The 21,264-nt window shown below is 72.4% G+C and carries 16 protein-coding genes and 1 pseudogene; 5 read left to right on the plus strand and 12 right to left on the minus strand.

Annotated elements, in window-relative coordinates:
* Nucleotides 1-30: 30 nt before the first annotated feature.
* The 10 genes from MMR14E_RS10235 to MMR14E_RS10280 all read right to left on the minus strand — a co-directional run bounded on the left by MMR14E_RS10235 (nt 31) and on the right by MMR14E_RS10280 (nt 11,581).
* The gene (locus MMR14E_RS10235) at nt 31-771 is read right to left on the minus strand and encodes a NepR family anti-sigma factor (protein WP_331291163.1); all 741 of its coding nucleotides are present in this window, start codon (nt 769-771) and stop codon (nt 31-33) included.
* 163 nt (nt 772-934) lie between these two features.
* A complete protein-coding gene (locus MMR14E_RS10240; RefSeq protein ID WP_331314007.1) occupies nt 935-1,720 on the minus strand; it encodes a class II glutamine amidotransferase in 786 nt (261 codons plus the stop codon).
* Between the two features lie 78 nt (nt 1,721-1,798).
* Nucleotides 1,799-2,110, minus strand: coding sequence for an oxidase (locus tag MMR14E_RS10245; protein WP_331314009.1), 312 nt, complete (start codon nt 2,108-2,110; stop codon nt 1,799-1,801).
* 1 nt (nt 2,111) lies between these two features.
* Complete coding sequence (locus MMR14E_RS10250; protein WP_331314011.1) at nt 2,112-2,771, minus strand: cytochrome c oxidase subunit 3; 660 nt, start codon at nt 2,769-2,771, stop codon at nt 2,112-2,114.
* Nucleotides 2,768-4,444: a cytochrome c oxidase subunit I gene (locus MMR14E_RS10255; protein WP_331314013.1), complete on the minus strand. Its 1,677-nt coding sequence runs from the start codon at nt 4,442-4,444 to the stop codon at nt 2,768-2,770. The genes MMR14E_RS10250 and MMR14E_RS10255 overlap by 4 nt, the downstream gene beginning before the upstream one ends.
* On the minus strand, nt 4,441-5,430 hold the full coding sequence (gene coxB, locus MMR14E_RS10260; protein WP_331314014.1) for a cytochrome c oxidase subunit II: 990 nt from the start codon (nt 5,428-5,430) through the stop codon (nt 4,441-4,443). The genes MMR14E_RS10255 and coxB overlap by 4 nt, the downstream gene beginning before the upstream one ends.
* The gene (locus tag MMR14E_RS10265) at nt 5,427-5,915 is read right to left on the minus strand and encodes a hypothetical protein (RefSeq protein WP_331314017.1); all 489 of its coding nucleotides are present in this window, start codon (nt 5,913-5,915) and stop codon (nt 5,427-5,429) included. Before MMR14E_RS10265 ends, coxB begins: the two co-directional genes overlap by 4 nt.
* Nucleotides 5,916-5,979: 64 nt before the next feature.
* On the minus strand, nt 5,980-8,004 hold the full coding sequence (locus tag MMR14E_RS10270; RefSeq protein ID WP_331314020.1) for a quinol:electron acceptor oxidoreductase subunit ActD: 2,025 nt from the start codon (nt 8,002-8,004) through the stop codon (nt 5,980-5,982).
* A 2-nt stretch (nt 8,005-8,006) separates the two neighbouring features.
* Nucleotides 8,007-10,925, minus strand: a complete 2,919-nt coding sequence (locus MMR14E_RS10275) for a TAT-variant-translocated molybdopterin oxidoreductase (RefSeq protein WP_331314022.1) — start codon at nt 10,923-10,925, stop codon at nt 8,007-8,009.
* Nucleotides 10,922-11,581 carry a cytochrome c3 family protein gene (locus tag MMR14E_RS10280; RefSeq protein ID WP_331314024.1) on the minus strand — a complete coding sequence of 220 codons (660 nt, stop codon included), beginning with the start codon at nt 11,579-11,581 and terminating at the stop codon, nt 10,922-10,924. Before MMR14E_RS10280 ends, MMR14E_RS10275 begins: the two co-directional genes overlap by 4 nt.
* Nucleotides 11,582-11,927: 346 nt before the next feature.
* Between MMR14E_RS10280 and MMR14E_RS10285 the strand changes: the two are divergent.
* The 3 genes and pseudogenes from MMR14E_RS10285 (at nt 11,928) to MMR14E_RS10295 (ending at nt 16,820) form a co-directional block, all read left to right on the plus strand.
* Nucleotides 11,928-14,367 (plus strand): annotated as a pseudogene (locus tag MMR14E_RS10285) (ABC transporter ATP-binding protein).
* 112 nt (nt 14,368-14,479) lie between these two features.
* On the plus strand, nt 14,480-15,673 hold the full coding sequence (locus MMR14E_RS10290; RefSeq protein WP_331314026.1) for a murein L,D-transpeptidase family protein: 1,194 nt from the start codon (nt 14,480-14,482) through the stop codon (nt 15,671-15,673).
* A 205-nt stretch (nt 15,674-15,878) separates the two neighbouring features.
* Nucleotides 15,879-16,820, plus strand: coding sequence for an MBL fold metallo-hydrolase (locus MMR14E_RS10295; RefSeq protein WP_331314028.1), 942 nt, complete (start codon nt 15,879-15,881; stop codon nt 16,818-16,820).
* Between the two features lie 9 nt (nt 16,821-16,829).
* Here MMR14E_RS10295 and MMR14E_RS10300 read toward each other — a convergent pair whose 3' ends face one another.
* Nucleotides 16,830-17,012: a hypothetical protein gene (locus MMR14E_RS10300; protein WP_331314030.1), complete on the minus strand. Its 183-nt coding sequence runs from the start codon at nt 17,010-17,012 to the stop codon at nt 16,830-16,832.
* A 270-nt stretch (nt 17,013-17,282) separates the two neighbouring features.
* On the opposite strand from MMR14E_RS10300, the gene MMR14E_RS10305 reads away from it, so the two are divergent.
* On the plus strand, nt 17,283-18,527 hold the full coding sequence (locus MMR14E_RS10305; RefSeq protein ID WP_331314032.1) for a complex I NDUFA9 subunit family protein: 1,245 nt from the start codon (nt 17,283-17,285) through the stop codon (nt 18,525-18,527).
* A gap of 26 nt (nt 18,528-18,553) precedes the next feature.
* The gene (locus MMR14E_RS10310; protein WP_331314033.1) at nt 18,554-19,543 is read left to right on the plus strand and encodes an NAD-dependent epimerase/dehydratase family protein; all 990 of its coding nucleotides are present in this window, start codon (nt 18,554-18,556) and stop codon (nt 19,541-19,543) included.
* Between the two features lie 31 nt (nt 19,544-19,574).
* Here the strand turns inward: MMR14E_RS10310 and MMR14E_RS10315 are convergent, their stop codons facing one another.
* A complete protein-coding gene (locus MMR14E_RS10315; protein ID WP_331314034.1) occupies nt 19,575-21,194 on the minus strand; it encodes a nitronate monooxygenase in 1,620 nt (539 codons plus the stop codon).
* Between the last annotated feature and the right edge of the window lie 70 nt (nt 21,195-21,264).

The following is a 21,264-nucleotide window of genomic DNA, read 5'->3' on the forward strand; positions in this document are numbered from 1 at the left end:
TGGACTTTCGGCCGGGAGCCGACCGGTCGCCTACGCGTCCTTCGGCATCGCCGACTGGATGAACCGGTCGGAGCCGAGATCCTCCTCGTCGTAACCTAGGAGTTCCGCGAGGCGGCCGCGGGCGCGGCTGACGCGGCTCTTCACGGTGCCGACCTTGCAGCCCATGATGGTCGCGGCCTCCTCGTAGGAGACCCCCTCGGCGCCGACCAGCACCAGCGCCTCGCGCTGGTCCGGCGGCAGCTTGGCGAGCGCGGATTGCAGGTCCTCGACGTCGAGCCGGTCGCCCTGGTGCGGGGCGGTGGCGAGCCGGGCCGCGTAGGATCCGTCCTGATCCTCGACCTCGCGGACCCGCTTGCGGTGGTCCGAGTAGAAGATGTTGCGCAGGATCGTGAACAGCCACGCGTTCAGGTTGGTCCCCGGCTGGAACCGGGCCCGGTGCTGCCAGCCCTTGAGCAGGGTGTCCTGGACGAGGTCGTCCGAGCGGGCCGGGTTCGAGGTCAGCGACAGCGCGAAGGCGCGGAGCGACGGCACGGCGGCGAGCAGGCCGTTGCGGAATTCCGGCTCGATCGCCTCGCCCCGGGCGCGCAGCGCCGCCTCGAGCTTCTCGATCAGCTCGGCGAAGCGGGACGGCAGAGTCTCCTCGCCGATCCGCTCGTAGACCGTGCGCAGGTGCTCCCCGAGATGCGTGCGGATGCCGGGCGCCAGGTTCGGGCGGCCATCCCGAGTCCCGTCCTCCTGGGACAGGACGGTGTCGGTGTCGTCGCGGGTCATGCGTGTCGCGCTCGTCAACTCATCGTGGCTCGACCTGTGGTCCGGAGCGGGTCGAGGCGGAGCGCTTGCCGGCTCGACCCGGTGCGGAAGTCCGGCCGATGCGCTCCTGTTATCGGAGTTCTAGCGCATCGGGGGCGGGCATGCACCCTCAGGCAAAACACACTTAAGCTAAGTTCGCCGGTCTCAACAGCCGGATCGCCCCGTCGCGCAGGGTCAGGACGTCGCCGCGGGCGAGGTCGGTCCAGCACTCGTCCCGGGTCAGCGCCTGGGTGGCGATGACCGTCACCACGTCGTGCTCGGTCGTCTCCTGGGCGAAATCCACCTGCCAGTCCTCGTCGATCAGGGTGGCCTTCCCGAAGGGCGCGCGGCGGGTCAGGTAGCAGAGGCGCTTGCCGCAATGGGCGTAGAGGGTGCGGCTATCGGTGAGCAGCATGTTGAACACGCCGAGCGCGTGCAACTCGCCCGCGAGGTCGGCCACCGCCCGGTCGAGGGTCTCGGGGCGGGGCAGGGCGCGGAACCGGGCCTGGAGCCGGCCGAGCATCCAGCAGAAGGCGTGCTCGCTGTCGGTGGAGCCGATCGGCATGAAGCCGCCGAGCGGCAGCCGCTTCACGCCCTTGAGCTGGCCGTTATGCGCGAAGGTCCAGCGGCGGCCCCACAATTCGCGGGAGAACGGGTGGGTGTTCTCCAGGCTGACCCGGCCGCGGTTGGCCTTGCGGACATGGGCGACGACGATCCGGCTCTTGATCGGCATGTCGCGCAGGAGCCGGGCAAGCTGCGAGCGGGCGCTCGGCTCCGGCTCGTGGAAGCTCCGGCAGGTGCGGCCGTCGTAGAAGCTGATGCCCCAGCCGTCGGCGTGCGGCCCCGTCTCGCCGCCGCGCCGGGCGAGACCCGCGAACGAGAAGCGGATGTCGGTCGGCACGTTGGCGCTCATGCCGAGCAGTTCGCACATCGTGTTTCAGCCGGGCCATGCGGGGAAGCGGCCCCGTTTAGGAGCGTTCGGCCGCCCCGACAACGGCTTTCGCGCGGCTCAGCGGGCGAGATAGTCGGTCAGCGTCATGCCGACCATGATGGCGACCCAGAAGAAGCCGAGCCCCGAGAACAGCCGGATCAGCGGCGGCTCGTGGATCACCTCCATGGAAACGAGGAGGATCAGCGCCACCATCACGGCGACGACGGCGAGTTCGACGATCCAGACCTGCGCGAAGGGGAGGGTGGCGCCGAGCGTCACGTTGACGGCGAGAAGCGCCAGCAGCGCCAGGAAGGTGAGCACCGGCGTGCGCAGGCGCTTGCGGAGCAGGGCGCGGTCGTCGGCGCTCAGGGTCGCGAGGGGCTTCCGCATCCTACCGGTTCACCACGTAGAGAATCGGGAAGGCGAGGATCCAGACCAGATCGATGAAGTGCCAGTAGAGGCCGTAGACCTCGATCCAGTTCTGGTGCCGCGACAGGAACCCGGCCTTGGCCGCCATCCAGGTCATGCCGAGCAGGAGCGCGATCCCGGTGAACAGGTGCAGGGCGTGGAGGAGCGTCGCGACGTAGTAGAGGTTCACGAACAGCCGCGCCGCCGGCGTCTCGGCCAGCGCGAAGGGCCGGTTGCTGAGGAACGGCATCATGTGCTCGGCCCAGTCGGCGTAGTACTCGTAGCCCTTGAGCACGAGGAACAGGCCGCCGAGCGCCGCCGTCGCCAGCATCGCCCGGACCATGGCGCGCTGCCAGCCCATCCGCGAGAACTCGATCGCCATCGACATGGTCAGCGAGGAGCAGATCAGCACCACGGTGTTGGTGGCGCCGATCCAGAACTTGAGGTGCTTGGCCGCCGCGACCGTCGCCTCGGGGTGCTGGATCCGGGTGATCAGCGCCACCAGGAACAGGGCCGAGAACAGCAGCAGCTCGGTGATCAGCCACGCCCAGATGCCGAGCGTCGCCGCCTCGCGCTGCTGCGCGACGCTCTCGAAATGCTCGGCGCGGGCGACCCCGACGCCGTCGGCCAGCGGTGCGCTCATCCGTGCTGGTCCCGGGATTCCTGGGCCTGGATCGGGTAGTCGTACGGGATGCGCGGCACCTCCGGCGGGGACAGGAAGTTGTGCGTCGGCGGCGGGGACGACGTCTCCCACTCGAGCCCCTTCGCGTTCCACGGGTTGGCGGGCGCCTTGCGGCCGAACCACAGGGAATAGACGAGGTACAGCATCGGGAAGAGGTAGCCCGCCGCCAGGATCGTGGCGCCCGCCGAGGACAGGACATTGAGGAGCTGGAACTCGGCCGGGTAGGTCGCGTAGCGCCGCGGCATCCCCAGATAGCCCAGGATGAACTGCGGGAAGAACGTCACGTTGAAGCCGAGGAAGATCAGCAGCGCCGAGACCCGGCCCCAGGGCTCGCTGTACATCCGGCCGGTGAACTTGGGCCACCAGAAGTGCAGGCCGCCCAGGAACGCCAGCACCGTGCCGCCGACCATGATGTAGTGGAAGTGGGCGACCACGAAGTAGGTCGCGTGGATGTGCTGGTTGATGGCGAGCGTCGCGAGGTAGAGGCCGGTCAGCCCGCCGAGCACGAACAGTCCGATGTAGCCCATCGCGTAGAGCATCGGGGTGTCGAGCCGTAAGCTGCCCTTATGGATCGTGGCGGTCCAGTTGTAGACCTTGACGGCCGAGGGCACCGCCACCGCGAAGGACAGGGCGGAGAACACCAGCGAGGCCAGGTCGCTCTGGCCGTTGACGAACATGTGGTGGCCCCAGACGAAGAAGGTCACCGAGGCCAGCCCGATCGACGCGTAGGCGACGAAGCGGTAGCCGAACAGCTTCTTCTGCGCGAAGGCCGGGACGATCTCGGAGATCACCCCCATGCCGGGCAGGACCATGATGTACACCGCCGGGTGCGAGTAGAACCAGAACAGGTGCTGGAACAGCACCGGGTCGCCGCCATAGGCCGGGTCGAACACGCCGATATGGAAGGCGCGCTCCGCGATCAGCAGGATCAGTGCCGTGGTGATCACGGGCGTCGCCAGCAGGAAGATCAGGCTGGTGGCGTAGTGGGCCCAGACGAAGATCGGCAGCTTGAACCACGTCATGCCGGGCGCCCGCATGGTGTGGATCGTGACCACGAAGTTGAGCCCGGTCAGGATCGACGAGAAGCCCACGATCGTCACGCCGATCAGCGCCGGCAGGACCCAGGTGTTCGAGAACGCGGTCGAGAGCGGGGCGTAGAAGGTCCAGCCGGTATCGACCCCGCCGAGCACCACCGAGACCAGGGTGAACAGGGCGCCGGCCATGAACACGTACCAGCTCGTCAGGTTGAGCTTCGGGAAGGCGAGGTCCTTGGCCCCGATCATCAGCGGGATCAGGAAGTTGCCGAAGGTCGCGGGGATCGACGGGATCAGGAAGAACCAGACCATCACCACCCCGTGGATGGTGAAGGCCTTGTTGTAGGTGTCGTTGGTCATGATCGCGCCGTTCGGCACGACCAGCGCGAGGCGCACCACGCCGGCCGCAAGGGCCCCGATCACGAAGAAGCCGGTGATCGACGCGAGGTAGAGGATCGCGATGCGCTTGTGGTCGGTAGTGAGGAACCACGAGCGCAGGGTCGATTCCGCGTGCAGGTAGTCGGATTTGCGCCCGATCGTGGATTCCGGGGCGTGGGGTTCCCGCCGGGCGGTGCCGCCGATGCTGCCCGATGCGCTCATCGTGTCGCTCCCGGCAGCGTCGCGTCCGCGGCCTTGCCGGAGGCCGGGCCCGCGTAGGATTTCAGGAAATCGATCAGCGTGGCGAGCTCGTCCGCCGGGATCCGGCCCGCGAAGCTCGGCATCACCTGCTTGCCCCCGCCGGCGAGCCGGTCGCCGTTCGGGTTCAGGATCTTCTCGCGCAGCCACCCGTCGTCGGCCGTGACGGTGCGCCCGTCCGCCAGCTTGACGTGGCTGCCGTAGAGGCCCGCGAGGCTCGGCGCCTTCACGGACGAACCGGGCTCGTGGCATCCGGCGCAGCCATAGGCCTCGTAGAGGGCGCGGCCCGCCGCGACCCTGCCCTGCTGGGCGCCCGCGTGGGTCAGCCAGTCCTGGTAGTCACCGGGGTTCATGAAGGTCACCTCGCCGCCCATCACGGAATGGTCGGTGCCGCAATATTCCGAGCAGTAGAGATGGTAGGTGCCGGTCTTGTCGGCCTTGAACCAGAGGTCGGTGTAGCGGTCGGGCAGGGCGGCGACCTGCATCCGCACGGCCGGCAGGTAGAGGGCGTGGATCACGTCCTGGCTGATGATGTGCAGGCGGATCGGCTGGCCGATCGGCAGGTGCAGGTTGTTGATCTCGGACTGACCCGTCGGGTGCTGGAACTTCCACATCCATTGCCGGCCGATCGCCTCGATCACCATGGCGTCGGGGGGCGGGTTCTTCGACTGGATGAACAGCCGCGCGCCCCAGACGAAGAAGATCAGCGTCAGCAGGAACGGGATCAGCATCCAGCTGATCTCGATGAGGTTCGAGCGGATGCCCGAGGGGCTGCGGTCCGCCTCGGAGCCCTCGCGGTAGCGCAGGGCGAAGTAGGTGATCGCCACGAACACCGGCACGGTCAGCAGCAGCGTCAGCACCGTGAAGGCCAGGATGAGCAGGTCGGTCTCGCTCGCGGTGGCGGAGACCGCGGCGGGCCAGAGCTGGAGCGAGTCGTGGCTCGGCGTCATGGCGCAGCGGGCTCCGCCGGTTCGAGGGAGCGGCCGACGGTCAGGTCCATGGCGCGCCCGATCGGGATGCGGGCGCGGGTGCGGGCCGCGTCCCGGTACCCGTAGCCGGAGAGATGCGCCGCCGTCGCGGCCCGCTCGCGGTCGAGATCGGCGTAGGGGTCGGCCTGCAGGTTCGGCGGCGGCGGCGCCAGCCGCGTCGTCTGCTGCGGCGTCAGGGCGGGGAGCGACCGGCGCTGGCTCGCCACGAAGGTGCTCATCAGCCAGACCATCGTGCCGACGACCGCCAGCGCCGTGAGCGCGAGGCCCGCCATCACCATCACGGTGTTGCGGACGTTGACGTCGCGCGTCTCGTGCCCGGGATCGTTCGGATCGCGCTGGGTATTGGCCGCCGGGCGCGACGGCCGCCCGTTGAGGAGGCCGGTGCCGCGCAGGGTCAGCCCCGCGAGGATCGCCGGGATCAGGCCGGAGGGTCCGTTCGCGCTCATGCCGGCCTCCCGGCACGGCGGGCGGCCGAGGCCGCGCGGTCGGCGGTGCGCGGGGCGGCGCGCCTCATCGCGGGATCCGCCGGATCTCGAGGGGGCGCCCGGCCTCGGCCGGCAGGGACGCGAGCCGCCGCTCGATCCGCGCCGCGTCGAACCGGTCGCCCCGCGCCTCCGCGGAGAGGAAGAACCGGTCCTCCGAGGCCCGCAGGAAGCCCGGGATGTTGAAGGCCGGGTGGTTCAGGCGGGGCAGGCGGTTGAGGACGAGGAGCGCGAGGTGGATCGCCACGCAGCCCGCCATCATCGCGAAGGACACGCTCGGGACCACGAAGGAGGGCCAGGACAGGCGCGGGCGTCCGCCGATCAGGAACACGTAGTCGTAGGCCGTCGCGTAGATGCACATCGCGAAGAAGCCGAAGCCGCCGAGCAGGGCACCGGCCAGGGCGTAGGGCAGGATCGAGCGTCCCTCCAGGCCCAGGGGCCGCAGGGTGCGGGGCATCGGCACCGGGCCGTGCCCGTCGAGATGAACATGGTCCGGGCCGATCCCGGAGACCGCCTGGAGGGCGGCGGCGAGATCGCCCTGGCTCGCGAAGGTCGCCGAGACGCCCCACAGGGGCGCGGTGACCGGGCTCTCCTCCGGGCGGCCCGTGGCCCGGGACGCGGCCGCGCGGGCGGCCTCCTGCGCGGCCGGCGACACCGTCAGGGCCAGACGGCGGCTCTCGACGATCGAGACGGCCGGCAGATAGCGCAGGAACAGGAGCAGCAGGGTCAGGAACAGCCCGATCGAGCCCGCGAAGGTGGCGATGCCCCAGATGTCGGTCGTGTAGGGCAGCCTCGAGGACGGCAGGAAGTCCTGGGTCAGGGTGACGACCAGGACCATGACGTGGTCGGCGTAGGCGCCGATCGCCACGAGGAGACCGACCGCCGCGATGGTGAGCGGCGCCGTGCGGGCCCGGGCCGACCACAGGATCTGCGCGGGCAGGACGAGGCACAGGATCGCCGTCCAGGACACGAGGGCGTGTTCGCCGGTCATGCGCCGGACCAGGACGCCGCGCGCCTCGGCATCGCCGTTGAGGAACGTGTCGAAATACTCGGCCGCGTAGCAGTAGGCGCTGGCGCTGCCGAGGCAGAGCAGCAGCCGCCCCAGCACGTCGAGATGGCGGTCGGTCACCAGGGCGTCGAGGCCGTAGACGAGGCGGATCAGCATCACGATCACCGCCGTGACGCCGACGCCCGAATAGACCGCGTTGACCAGGAAGCTCACCGGCAGGAGCGTGCTGTGCCAGCCCGGCATGAGCGAGCCCGCCAGCATCACCGAGGCCCCGGTCTGGACCGAGACCACCAGCAGCACGCCGAGGAGCGCGACCGTCCGGTAGGCCTGGACCCAGATCTGCCAGTGGGCCGCCGAGCCGCGCCAGCCCGAGGCGAGGATGCCGTAGACCTGCGCGCGCAGGCGGGCGAGCTTGCGGGTCGGCGCCTTCCCGTCGAACTGGCGGAGGGCCTCGACGTGGGCCCGGTCGCGCAGCGTCGCGAGGTCCGGCAGCAGGCCGATGAACCAGAGGCTCACGCAGATCACCAGGAAGGACACGATGTCGATCGCGTCCCAGAGGAGCGGCGAGCGGAACTGCGGCCAGAGATTGTAGGTGTTGGGGTAGGGCAGGTTCCAGAAGAAGAACCACGGCCGCCCGAGATGGATGATCGGGTAGAGCCCGGCGGCCGCTGTGGCCAGCAGCGCCAGGGTCTCGGCGACGCGGTTCACCGCCCCGCGCCACTCCGCGCCGAGGAGGAGCAGGATCGCCGAGACCAGCAGGCTGCCGGAGGCGACGCCGATCCACCAGTCGTAGCTCGCGATGTCCAGTGCCCAGACGACGGCGTTGTTGTTCGCCCAGATGCCGGGGCCGGCGTAGAGCAGGTAGCCGAGGGTGAGCAGGAACAGGCCGAGGAGCGCGGCCGCGCCCGCGAAGGCGATCCACCAGCGCCGGTTGCCCGGATGGGTCAGCGGGATCGCCGTGACCGCGCCGCCGATCCCCTGGAGGGTCTCGTCGGGCCGCATCAGGGGCCCGGGCTGCGTGCCGCCGGAGAGGGCGCCGGCCATGCTCAGCCCTCCCTGCCGTTCGGATCCGCGGCGGGCGCGAGTCCGGCGAGGTAGGTGGTGCGCGGGCGCGTGTTCAGGTGCCCGAGGAGCGCGTATTCCCGCGTGTCCCGGCGGGCGGCCGAGATCTGGCTCCCCGGGTCGGCGACGTTGCCGAAGGTGATCGCCCGGGTCGGGCAGGCGCCCTGGCAGGCGGTCTCCACCGCGCCGTCGGGGATCGGCGCGTGGGCGTCCTTGGCGGATGTGATCCGCGCCGCCGTGATCCGCTGGATGCAGTAGGTGCACTTCTCCATCACGCCGCGGGACCGGACCGTGACCTCGGGATTGCGCTGCTGCTGCTCCACCGGGGTCATGCCGCCGGTATAGTCGCGGTAGTTGAAGCGCCGCACCTTGTAGGGGCAGTAGCTCTGGCAGGTCCGCGTGCCGACGCAGCGGTTGTAGACCTGAAGATTCAGGCCCTCGCTGTCGTGGAGCGTCGCCTCGACGGGGCAGCCGAGCTCGCAGGGCGCCTGCTCGCAATGCATGCAGGGGACCGGCTGGAAATGCGTGGTCGGCGCGTCGAGGTCGCCCGCGTAGTAGCGGTCGATCCGCAGCCAGCCCATCCATCGGCCGAGCGCGACCTCCTCGCGCCCGACGACGGGGATGTTGTTCTCCGCCTGGCAGGCGGTGACGCAGGCGTTGCAGCCGATGCAGGCGTCGAGGTCGATGGCCATGCCCCACTGCGCGGCGACCCAGCGGTCCTGGCTCTCCGGGGGTGGGTAGAACGAGGCCGGCGACGGCGCGCCCTTCGGGTCGCCCGCGGGCGCGGCGCCCAGGGCCTGCACGCGCACGAGGTCCTGCCCCTCCATCGTGCCGAGGTGCTGGGTGGTCACCGGCTCGTGCGCCCGGCCGGTCTTCGTCAGCCGGGCGCCGGCGAGCCGCCAGGTCGAACCGGCCGGGCGCAGGGGTGCGGCATCGTAGCCGAGGCCGCGGGCGAGGTGGTCGGGCACGTCGCGGCCGTAGCCCAGGGTGAGGGTGACGGTGTCGTCAGCCTGGCCGGGCAGGATCCAGGCGGGCCCCTCGACCGCGCGGCCGGCGGACTCGACCCGCAGGATGTCGCCCGTCGCGATACCCTCGCGCTCGGCGAGGCGCGGGCCGACCGCGACCACGTTCTCCCAGACCACCTTGGTCAGGGGCTTCGGGAGTTCCTGCAGCCACGCGAGGTCGGCGTGGGTGCCGTCCCAGATCGTCGGATCGGGCCGGAACAGCACCTCGACCCCGCCGGCCGGCGCGGGCGACGGAGCGGTCGCCGGGACGGCGGCCGCCTGCGTCAGCGCGACGGTCTCGGCCGGGCGCGCGCTGCCCGCCCAGAAGCCGACCCGCAGGGCCTCGGTGAAGCGGGCCTCGAAGGCCGCGTCGTCCTCGCCCGCGTTCCGCGCCTGCGCCTTGAGGAGGCCGAGGGCGTCCTGGCCGCCGTCACCGCCCTCGCCGCCGGCCAGGAAGGCCAGCATCTCCGGCAGGGTCCGACCGTTGTACAGGGGGGCAACCGTCGGCTGGATCAGCCCCACCGTCCCGTCGAGGGACCGGACGTCGCCCCAGGATTCCAGCGGGTGCGCGGCGGGCAGGTGCCAGTCGGCGTGCGCGCCGGTCTCGTCGTAGTAGAGGCCCGCGTGGATCTTGAGCGGCACGCGCGCCATCCGGGCGGCGAAGTCGAGGGCGCCCGGCGCCTCGTAGACCGGGTTGGCGCCGAGCACGACGAGCACCTCGACGGCGCCCTGATCCATCGCCTCCGCGAGTTCCGCCAGGCTTCCGGCACCGGTCTCCTCCGCGGGCACCGTGTGGATCAGGGTCGCGCCGGTGTTGCCGAGGGCGCCGTTGAGGCGGTGGACGAGCGCGTGCAGCTCGGGGCTCGCGGTCAGGCCGGCTGTGACGATGCCGCTCCCCCGGGCGCCGGCGAGCGCCGCCCCGGCGCTCCGCGTCCAGCGCGCGACGGGATCGGCGCCGGCTTGGGCCGGGACCACGAGGCCGCGATCCGCCTTGGCGCTGGTCAGCGTCGGCGTCGGCGCCGCCGCGTGGAGGGTGAGGAGGCGCCCCTCCGCGTAGGCCGCGCGCCGCGCCTCGCTCCAGCGCCGCGACAGGCCGACCTGGCCGGGCCCGAGGTCCAGAAAATCGCCGTCGAGCGCCACGATGGTTCGGGCGCGGCCGAAATCGGGGATCGTCTCCAGCGGCCGGCCGTAGGCTCGGCGGGCACCCTCGTAGATCCCGCCGCGCCCGGCCCCGGCGCCGGTGTACCAGCGCAACGCCGGGTAGGCGGCCCGCAGCCGCGCGATCTGCGACGCCACGCCGGGCGACGTCACGGGGCCGGTGAGCAGGGCCAGACCCTCGCCCCGGCTCTCGCGCCAGCCCGGCATCCGCGCCTGGAGATCCGCCCGGAACGCCGGCCAGGAGCTCGGCCGGCCGAGATGCTGCACCGCCTGCGAGCGGAACGGGTCGTAGAGTCCGAGCACCGAGGCCTGGGCCAGCACGTCGGTGCCGCCGCGGCTCCAGGGATGCTCGGGGTTGCCCTCGATCTTCAGAGGGCGGCCGTTGCGGGTGGTGACCAGGATGCCGTTGCCGAAGCCGTCGAACACCGCCGAGGAGGCGTACGACAGGTCCGTGCCCGGCACGATCCGCTCGGGCTGGTTGACGTAGGGAACCTCGTAGTCGCGGCCGCTGCCCCCGCCGCAGGCGGTGAGGCCGCCCAGCGCGAAGGAGGCGGCCATCAGCTTCAGGAAGCCGCGCCGCTCCGGGGCGGCGGCGAGCCGGGACGCCGACGGGAACTCGGCCGCCAGGTAGGCGCGGAACTCGGGGCTGTCGGCCACGGCGTCGAGGCTGCGCCAGAAGCGCGGCCCGTCGCCGCCGGCGAGCTTCGCGCGCAGGGCCGCGATGTCGGGGGCGCCGGTCATCGGTGGCAGATCCCGCATTCGGTCAGCCGCTCCCCGCCGCGGATATGGTACTGCGCCACGAGCTTCGGGCCCAGAATCGCCTGGTCGGCCGGCGGCTTCCAGGTCATGTTCCAGACCTGTTCCGGCGTGCGGACGTACTTCTCCGGGGCCCGGTGGCAATCGAGGCAGAACTGCATCTCGAAGGCGTTGGCCCGGTAGGTCATCTGCATCGACGTGACGTCGCCGTGGCAGGTCGAGCAGCCGATCCCCTTCGTCACGTGGACGGAGTGGTTGTAGTAGACGTATTGCGGCAGCTTGTTCAGCCGCTTCCATTCCAGCGGCGTGTCCTGCGCGTAGCTGTCGCGCACCGGCTTGAGCATCTCGGAGCCGGTCCAGATCTGCGAGTGGCAGGTCATGCAGGTGTGCGTCGGCGGGATGCCGGCGGTGGCCTCCCGGTCGACCGTGGTGTGGCAGTAGCGGCACTGGATGCCGAGCTCGCCGGAATGGTGCTTGTGGCTGAACGGGAGCGGCTGGGCCGGCGCGATCCCGACGCCCGTGACGTAGTTCGAGCGCACGATCCCGGCCGCCAGGACCGGGACACCCACCAGGCAGGCCACGCCGGTCATCAGCGCGAGGCGGTAGAGCGCGTCGGCGCCGGGGGTGAACAGCTGCGCCATCAGGCGGTCCCGGGCCTCGAGCCGGCCGGGCCGGGCCCTACGGTCTGCTCAGCCCCTCGCCGCACGCCTCACCCCATCCTCTGATCCCGACCGAGATCGGCTGCGCCGGCATGGCCGCGCGATGCGGCCCGAGCGGACGCGGCGACCGGACCGCGCGGCAATGTCCAGGGTCGACCCGCGCGCACAGGATCCAACCTAGAGCGCTTCCAGACCAGGGCTAGAACTTGGATCAGTTCGGCCGACATGTCGCACGGGCCCGGCTCGCGTCGGCCGCCCTTCCCGCCGCGGCCGCGAAGGCCTATGCCGCGAGCGGCGGCGGACCCCGCCCGACCCTGCCCGGAGACGCATGGAATCCGATCCCCTCCTCCTGACGTGGCGCGCCGCGCGGCCTCAGCACACCCTCGCGGCGGCCCTCGCGGTCGGGATCGGCGCGCCGCTCTGCGCGCTGGCGCTCCTGTGCCTGCGCGACCTGATCGCGGTCCTGCCGCGCGACGAGGCGCCGGCGCTCCCGTTCCTGCGCGTGGCGGTAGAACTCCCGGGCCGGGAACTGGTGCTCGTCCCCGGCATCCCGATGCGTCCCGCCGAACTCGAACTCACGGCCTTCCTGTGCATCGCGGTCTGCGCCCTGGCGCTGGCGGGGGTCGGCTGGTTCGTGGCGCGCCTGTGCTTCAAGGCGCAGAACAGGGCCGGGGACGCCGTCCGCGAGGGCGTGCTGCAGGCGATCCTCGACGCGCCCGCGGGCGCCCGGGACGAGGCGCGCGGCCTCACCCGGATCGTCGGCGAGGTGCTGGCCCGGGCCGACCGCCTGCTCGCGGCCGGCATCGTCCTGCCGGCGATGACCCTCGCGGCCCTGATCCTGGCCCTCGGCTTCGCGGCGCTCGCCGCACCCCGGCTGGTCCCCGCGGCGGTGATCGGCCTCGCGGCGATCGGCCTCGCCTACGGGCTGGTGCTCGAGCGCGCGCGCGACCGGCACGATCTGCGCCTGCGCTCGAGCGCGCGCGCGGAGGAGAGCCTGAACGACCTCGTCCGGCGGCTGCCCGCCGTGCGCAACCACGGCGCGGCCGCCATCGAGCGCCAGCGGATCGCCGTCCGCGTCGCCGCGATGCGCACGAATGTCGGACGGGCCGAGGCCACAGAAGCCACGCCGCCATCCGCCACCCGCGCTCGTGGGCGTAGCGGGACAGGCGATAGAGCCAGACCGCGTGATAGCCCCGGCGGAGGATCGCCGGCCCGCCCCCGCGCCGGCGCCAGTGAGCCCGGTCGGCGGCCAGGGCAGTCCGAACCTCCCCCCACCTCGGGCGCCGCCCCGGCTCGGCGTCCGTTCCGCGCGAGAGACGGCGACGGGCGAGCGCCTGACGGGCGTCGACATGGCCGTGTCGATGCCCGGCCACGTCGCGATCACGGGCAGCCGCGGCAGCGGCGCCCGCGCGCTGGCGGCGGTCTTGGCCGGCCAGGTCGAACCGACGGCCGGGGCCGTCACCTACGCGGGCGCGGACCTGCGCGACTTCGACGCCGCCGAGCGTGCCCGGCGGATCGCCTTCACGTCCGGCGAGGCGATCCTGATGGAGGGCTCCCTCCGGCAGAACCTCCTCTACGGCACCGATCCGGCGACCGCGCCCGACGACATCGCGCTGATCGGCATCTGCCGGCTCACCGGCCTCGATGGCTTCGTGTACGCCCGCGGGCTGACCGGGCGGCTCGATCCGGCCGCACAGCCGCGGCTCGCCGCCGCGATCGTCGCCGCGCGCCGCACCATGCGGGTGGCGCTGGCCGCCAAGGGCGCCGAGCGCCTCGTCGAGCCCTTCGATCCCGACCGCTACAACAACCAGGCGAGCATCGGCGAGAACATCCTGTTCGGCGAGCCGGTGGGCGGCACCTTCGCGCCCCTGCGCTTCGCCCGTCACCCCTACCTGCGGGCGGTCCTGGAGGCCGAGGGGCTGGTCCGCCCGCTCACCGAGATCGGCCTGTCGGTGGCCCGCAGCACGGTCGAGATCTTCGCCGACCTGCCCAACGACCACCCCCTGTTCGACGCCTACTCGCTGTTCCAGGCGGCCGAGCGGGGCTATTTCGAGGATCTCGTGGTGCGCCTGCCCCACGCGGCGAGCCTGCGCCGGGGGCCTGCCGGCCAGCGCGACCGCACGCGGCTGATCGGCCTCGCGCTGCGCTACAACGAGTCCCGCCACCGCTTCGGCCTGATCGACGGCCTGTTCGAGGAGCGCCTCGTGCAGGCGCGCCGGTCCTTCGCCCGGATGCTGCCGCCCCACCTCGCCGGCGCGGTGGTGTTCCACGACCCCTCGCGGGTCAATCCGGCCGCGAGCCTGGAGGAGAACCTCCTGTTCGGGCGGATCAGCCTCGGCGAGGCCAATGCCGAGCCGCGGGTGCGCGAGCTGGTGCGCCGGGTCCTGGCCGACGAGGGCCTGGAGGCCTCGGTCTACGGCCTCGGCCTCGACAGCAAGGTCGAGATCCAGCCCAGCACCGGGGCGCTCGCGGACGGCGCGATCAATGCCCGCGAACGGGTGGCGATCGAGCTGAGCCGGTGCCTCGCCCGCGATCCCGACATCCTCGTGGTGGCGGTCGCGATGGACGAGCGCAAGGCCGAGGGCGCGCGCGAGCGGCTCGCCCAGCTGCGGCAGGCGCGGGCCGGGCGGGGCCTCATCGTCTGCCTGCCCGAGACGGGCCTCGCGGACAGCGCCGTGCCGTTCGACGCGGTGATCGCCGTGGAGAACAGCGCCGTCGTCGCGCCCGTGCCGGCGGATGCCGAGCGGGAGCCGGCGCCGGCGGCCTGAAGGGCCCGTCGGCGGACCGGACGCGCAGCCTCACGGCCGCCGCAATAATCCGTCAGGTCGCGGGGCCGCGCCCGTCCGGCAGCCATCCCGGCCGATCCAGCGCGGACGGTTCATGCCCCTGTCGACCTCGATCCCCCTCGCCGCCGGCCTCGTTCTGCTCGCCCTCGCGGGCCCCGCCGCCGCGCAGGCGGGCAAGGCCGAGGCGCCGATCCCGGCCGCGACCCTCGCGCTGATGGCGCAGAAGGGCGTGACGGCCGCCGCGCCGGTCCTGTTCCGGGCCTACAAGAAGGAATCGGAGATCGAGGTCTGGAAGAAGGGCGCCGCGGGCTACGTCTACATCAAGACCTTCCCGATCTGCCGCTGGTCCGGCCAGCTCGGGCCGAAGCGCAGGAGCGGCGACCGGCAGACCCCGGAGGGGTTCTACACGGTGCCCCGGCGCCAGATGAACCCGAACTCGCACTACTACCTGTCCTTCGACGTCGGCTATCCCAACGCCTACGACCGGGCCCACGGCGGCACAGGCTCCGCCGTGATGGTGCACGGGATCTGCTCGTCCATGGGCTGCTTCGCCATGACCAACGGCACGGTCGGCGAGATCTACGCCATCGCCCGGGACGCGCTGAACGGCGGGCAGGCGGCGTTCCAGTTCCAGTCCTACCCGTTCCGGATGACGGCCGAGAACATGGCCCGCCACAGGACCGACCCCAACATCGCCTTCTGGCGGGAGCTCAAGGCCGGCTCAGACCGGTTCGAGGTCACCCGGGAGGAGCTTCAGGTCTCGGTGGTCGCGGGCCGCTACACCTTCGCGCCCGCCCGGGATCCCGCCGTCGAGGCGGCCGTCACCACCCGCCGGGCGGTCGAGGATGCGCGGATGAACGCACTCGCCGAGGCGGGCGAACCCGCCGTGCGCACCACCTATTCCGACGGCGGGCAGAACGCCTTCTGGGCGGCCTACACGGCCCGGGGCGGCGCGGTGGGGGACATCAGCCGGCCGGAAGCCCTCGCCTTCGCCGGCCAGGAGGTGGTCGTCGTTCCGGGCCACCGCGCCCATCGCCCGGTGCCCGACACGGTCTGGGCCAGCTGGGCCGCGCCCGAATCGGGCCTGTCGCCGCGGCAGATGGCGGGATTCGTGCCGGTCTACGAGCGGACGCCCGACCCGTTCGGGGCGCTGGTCGCGCCGCTCCCGACGCGATACAGCGACGCACTCCCGTCGTGGCTCGCCGCGGGACTCGCCGGATCGGCGGCCGGCCGCCCGATCCTGGCCGGGCCGTCGGCCAGTCTCGTGGCCGTCGCGGAGCCTCTCTGAGCATGCGTAGGCCCGTCCCAACAGCCCGTGCGTGTGCGCGGACGCACATCACGGCCGCGTGCGGCACACCAATTCATGATACGGCAGGGGATGAGCGGTACACCTGCTCCGTCGGCCTGCCGTATTCAGAGCTACCTTCCCGGAACGGCGACGGGGTTTCGATCATAAGTGATCGGGACCGACTGTCCGCGGATTCGTGATCGCCATGTCGAACAGTTCCGAGCCGACCATCCTGGCGGCCGACCAGGACCTCGCACTCCGCTTCTGGGGCGTCCGCGGCTCGACGCCCGTCAGCGGTCCGCAATACGCCGAGTTCGGCGGCAGCACGCCCTGCATCGAGGTGCGATGCGGCCAGCGCATGTTCATCGTCGACGCGGGCTCCGGCATCTACAACCTCGGGCAGGGTCACCGGACCGATCTGCCCCAGGAAGTCGACCTGCTGTTCAGCCACCTGCATCTCGACCACACCGCGGGTCTGCCCTTCTTCAAGCCGGCGGTCCTCGATCCCGACCGGGTGATCAACACCTACTGCGGCAACCTCGGCGGCGAATCGGCCGGCCCGACGCTCGACCGGCTGTTCGCGCCGCCGCTCTTCCCGGTTACGCTCGACAAGCTGTGCTGCACCTTTAACCACCACGGCTTCGAGGCGGGTCAGACCCTGGCCTTCCCGGACGGCACGCGGGTCGCCACGATCCTGCTGAACCACCCGCAGGGCTCGGTCGGCTACCGGTTCGAGCACCGCGGCCGACGCCTGTGCCTGATCAGCGACATCGAGCACAGCGACCCGTGGCCGGATCCCGAGCTCGCCGCCTTCGTGGCCGACGCCGACCTGATGATCTACGACGGCATGTTCACCGACGGAGAGTACCCGACCTGCCGGGGCTGGGGGCACTCGACCTGGCAGAAGGGCGTGGAGCTCGCGCGGAACGCGGGCGTCAAGGCGCTCGGGATCATCCACCTGCATCCGGCCCATTCCGACACGGCGCTGCGCGACATGGAGGCTGACCTCCAGGCCGAGATGCCGACGGCGTTCATCGCGCGCGAACGGCAGAGCCTGATCGTCGGCGCCCCGCGGGCTGTGAGCGGCCGGCAGAGCGGACGTCCGGCCGTGGCGCGGGAGATGCGCCGCCGGATCAAGGTCGCCTGAGGTGCGGGCTCAGGCGGAGTGCCGCCTGCGGGTCCGGCCGTACCGCGCCCAGGTGAACAGCACGAACAGCGCGACGCCGATGATCAGGATGCTCCAGCCGTAGTTGCTGACGAGCTGCGCGTCGATCGGGTGGCCGACATACCCGAGCGCCACCAACAGACCGAACACCGCGATCGCCGCGGAAACGAGCATCCCTACAATCATCGCAATCCCCGGCGCGTCCCACCCGCGCGATTCGGCAGGGCCGTGTGGTGGGGAAGAATGCACGGCGGCCGCTCCCGTTCCAGCGTTGTGACCGGCCCCCGCCGGACGGCACTCGGGCCGTCGGCCGCGATCATCCGCGCCCCGCTGTTCACCGGAATGGCCCGGCGGCGCATTCGGCGGCTCCCATCGCGCCGAAGTTAGGCTAAGTAGGCCGCCTGACGGCGCCCCGGGGCGCGCGAGGAGCTCGAGACCACGGCGATGAGCGGCCAAGACAACACGACGGCGTCCGCGACGGCGCACACCAGCCCGCAGACGCGTTCCGCCCCCGTCGCCGCGCCGGGCCCCGTGCGCCCGCAGGACCAGCTCGTGACGATCTACGGCGGCTCCGGCTTCCTGGGCCGGCACGTGGTCCGGGCACTGGCCAAGCGCGGCTACCGGATCCGCGTCGCGGTGCGGCGGCCGGACCTCGCGCTGTTCCTGCAGCCGCTCGGGAAGGTCAACCAGATCGTCGCCGTCCAGGCGAACCTGCGCTATCCGGACTCGGTGGCCCGGGCCGCCGAGCGGTCGGACGTGCTGATCAACCTCGTCGGCATCCTGCAGGAGACCGGCTCCCAGAGCTTCGCGCGGCTGCAGGTCGACGGGGCCGAGGCGATCGCCCGCGCCGCGGCCCGCCAGGGCGCCCGGATGATCCAGGTCTCGGCGATCGGCGCCGATCCGGCCTCGCCGTCGCTGTACGCGCGCACCAAGGCGGAGGGCGAGGCGCGGGTCTTCGCCGCCTGCCCGGACGCGGTGGTGTTCCGGCCCTCGCTGATCTTCGGGCCTGGCGACAGCTTCTTCAACCGCTTCGCCGCCCTCGCCCGGGCGCTCCCGGTCCTGCCGCTGGCCGGCGGCCAGTCGCGCTTCCAGCCGGCCTTCGTGGGCGACGTCGCCGAGGCGATCGCCCGCGCGGTCGACGGCACCCTGGCGCCCGGCAAGGTCTACGAGCTCGGCGGCCCGGAGGTGGGCACGCTGGAGCACTTCGTGCGCTACATGCTGAAGACGATCCGGCGGAAGCGGGTGGTCGTGGACCTGCCCGTGCCGGCGGCCAAGCTCCAGGCCCGCATGCTGGAGATCGCCGACACCCTGACCTTCGGCCTTCTCCCGGATTCGCTGAAGCTGACCCGCGATCAGGTCACCCTGCTCCAGAACGACAACGTCGTCTCGGAGGCCGCCAAGGCCGAGGGCCGCACCTTCGAGGGGATCGGTATCACGCCGACCGCCGCCGAGGCGGTGGTGCCGGGCTATCTCTGGACCTTCCGCAAGGCGGGTCAGTTCGCCACCGACCGGGACGCGGAGTACCTGTCCGAAGTGCCCGACACGCTGGCGTCGGAGCCCCTGGCAGCCGGCTCGCAGCACCGGCCGAAGACCGCCTCCGGTCCGGCGATCGGCGCCGATGCCGGCAGCTCGCCGGGGGCCGGGCAGGGCGGCATGGGCGTGCGCTGGGGAACCCGGAACCCGGGCTAGGTGACGGCCCGCGCCCGGGTCGCGCCGTGAGCNGCATCCTCGTCACCGGGGCGGCCGGCTTCGTGGGCGGCCACGTCCTGCCGCTCTTGGCGGGGGCGACGGCGGACTCGTCGGTGCGGGCGGCCGATCGCGTGGCCGGGATCGGGCGGGGGCGGTCGCCGCGCCTGCCGGAGGGCGTCACCTACGCGGCGATCGACCTCCTCGACGAGGCCGCGCTCGGCGGCTTCGTGGCGCGGTTCCGGCCGACCGCGATCCTCCACCTAGCGGGTCTCGCCTCGGTGGCGGATTCCGCGAGCGGCCCGGGCCAGACGTGGCGGGTCAACGTCAACGGCCTGATGAACCTCGTGGCCGCGGTCGAGGCGGTGCCGGGCTGCACCTTCTTCTTCGTCAGCTCCGGCGAGGTCTACGGCAGCGCCTTCCTGGCCGGCCACGCCCTCAGCGAGGCGGTCGAGCCCCTGCCGCGCAACACCTACGCGCGCTCGAAATGGGTCGGCGAGCAGCTGCTCCGCGACCTGCTGCCCCGCATCGGCGTGAAGCTCGTCGTACTCCGGCCGTTCAACCATATCGGCCCCGGCCAGGACGAGCGCTTCGTCGTGGCCTCCTTCGCGGGCCAGATCGCCCGGATCGAGGCCGGCCTCGTGCCGCCCTGCCTGGAGGTCGGCAACCTCTCCTCCTACCGCGACTTCCTCGACGTCGCCGACGTGGCGAACGCCTACGCCGACCTGATCGGCCGGGCGGACTCCCTGGCGGACGGGAGCGTGTTCAACATCAGCTCGGGCCAGCCGCGGACGATCGCCAGCGTTCTCGAGGACCTGCGCGCCCGGGCCCGGATGCCGTTCGAGATCCGCGTCGCCCCGGAGCGGGTGCGGCCGACCGAGATCCCCCTGGCCGCGGGCGATGCCGGCCGCCTCCACGCCGCCACCGGGTGGCGGCCGCAGGTCTCGTGGGACGCGGCCCTGACCCGGGTTCTGGACGACGCGCGGGCGCGCCTGGCGGGCACGGCCGCGACCGGCTGACTCGCCACCGGGTCTCGCGCCCGAGCGGGGCTCACCGTTCGGCGACGGCGATCAGGGCGGTGGAGGGGATCGGCAGGACGGGGCGTCCGGCTGCCATGCGCCGCGCCTCCGCGATCACCGCGGCCCGATCGTCCGCGCTCAGGTCGACCCAGTCCGGCGACAGGCCGAACACCGTGTCGGGGTCGTCGAGCAGGGCGACGTCGAGCCCGTAGTCGAAGGTCACCCGGTCGATCCGCGGGGCTCCGTACCCGGCCGCGACCATCTCCCGGGTGAACCCGGCCGGATCGCCGAGCGCCCGCACCCCTTCGGGCATCGCCCGGCTCTCGCGCTCGGAGAACAGCCGGCGGCGGATCTCGCCGAGCAGCAGGAACGTCGCCGCGCCCTGGTCCTGCCACGTCGCGACGACGCCCCGTCCCCCGGGCCGCGTCACGCGCGCCATCTCGGCGAGCCCCTTCCGCCAGTCGGGAAACATGATCACCCCGAAGATCGAGAACACCGCGTCGAAGCCGGCGTCGGGCAGGGCGAGGGCCTGACCGTCCATGACCCGCGCGGCGACGTTGGGCAGGCCCGCCCCGGCGATGCGCGCGACCATGCCGGGCGCGAAGTCGATCGCGAGGACCTGCGCCCCCGTCCGCGCCGCGGCCAGCGCGAGGGCACCGGTGCCGGCCGCGACGTCGAGCCGCGCCCGCGCCGCCGCGTATTCCCGGGCGAGCCGGGCGACGAGGTCGGCGGTCGCCGGCGCGTCCGCGATGGTGCCGACGCCCTGGCCGGCGCCCCAGACGTCCCGCCACGCCTTCACGCTGCCGCTGCCGAAGTTCATCGCGGTCTTGTCGCGCACCGGCAGAGCTTCGGGATCGAGCCCCGCGGCGCGGATGCTCGGCGTCAGGTAGTTGCCGGGCACGCCGGTGAAGTAGGGGGTGTAGAGGATGTCGGACGCCGCGCTGCCGGCGATCATGTCCTTGTAGGCGGGGGCCGCGTTCGCTTCCCGGGTGGCGATGAACCGGGTGCCCATGTAGGCGAGGTCGGCGCCCATGGCCTGGGCCGCCAGGATCGCCGAGCCCGAGGTGATCGCCCCCGACAGGATCAGCGGTCCGTCGTAGAACCGCCGGATCTCCCCGACGAGGGCGAAGGGGCTCAGCGTCCCCGCGTGACCGCCCGCCCCGGCGCAGACCAGGATCAGCCCGTCGACGCCGGCCTCCAGCGCCTTCTCGGCGTGGCGGACGGTGGTGACGTCGTGGAACACCACCCCGCCGTAGGCGTGGACCGGGCGGATCACCGCGTCCGGCGCCCGCAGCGAGGTGATGATGATCGGCACTCGGTGCCGGACGCAGGCCTCGACATCCTGCGCCAGCCGGTCGTTGGACGCGTGGACGATCTGGTTCACCGCGAACGGCGCGACCTTCCGCGCCGGGTCCGCCGCGCGGGCCTCCGCCAGCGTCCGCGTGATCCGCGCGAGCCACTCGTCGAGCAGCTCGGCCGGTCGGGCATTCAGCGCGGGGAAGGAGCCGACCACGCCGGACAGGCACTGCGCGATGACCAGCTCCGGGCCGGAGACGATGAACATCGGGGCGCAGATCACCGGCAGGGCGAGCCGGCCGCGCAGGATCTCGGGCAGGCGCCCGCCCGGGTCGCGCTCGGGACCGTCGCTCACCGCCCGCTCCTCACCGCCGGAACCCGCGCCGGACAGGCACCCCCGGGCCGCTCGCCCCGATCCTTGCCGC

Origin of the sequence: Methylobacterium mesophilicum, from assembly GCF_036441335.1 — a bacterium.
Classification (GTDB): Bacteria; Pseudomonadota; Alphaproteobacteria; order Rhizobiales; family Beijerinckiaceae; genus Methylobacterium; species Methylobacterium mesophilicum_B.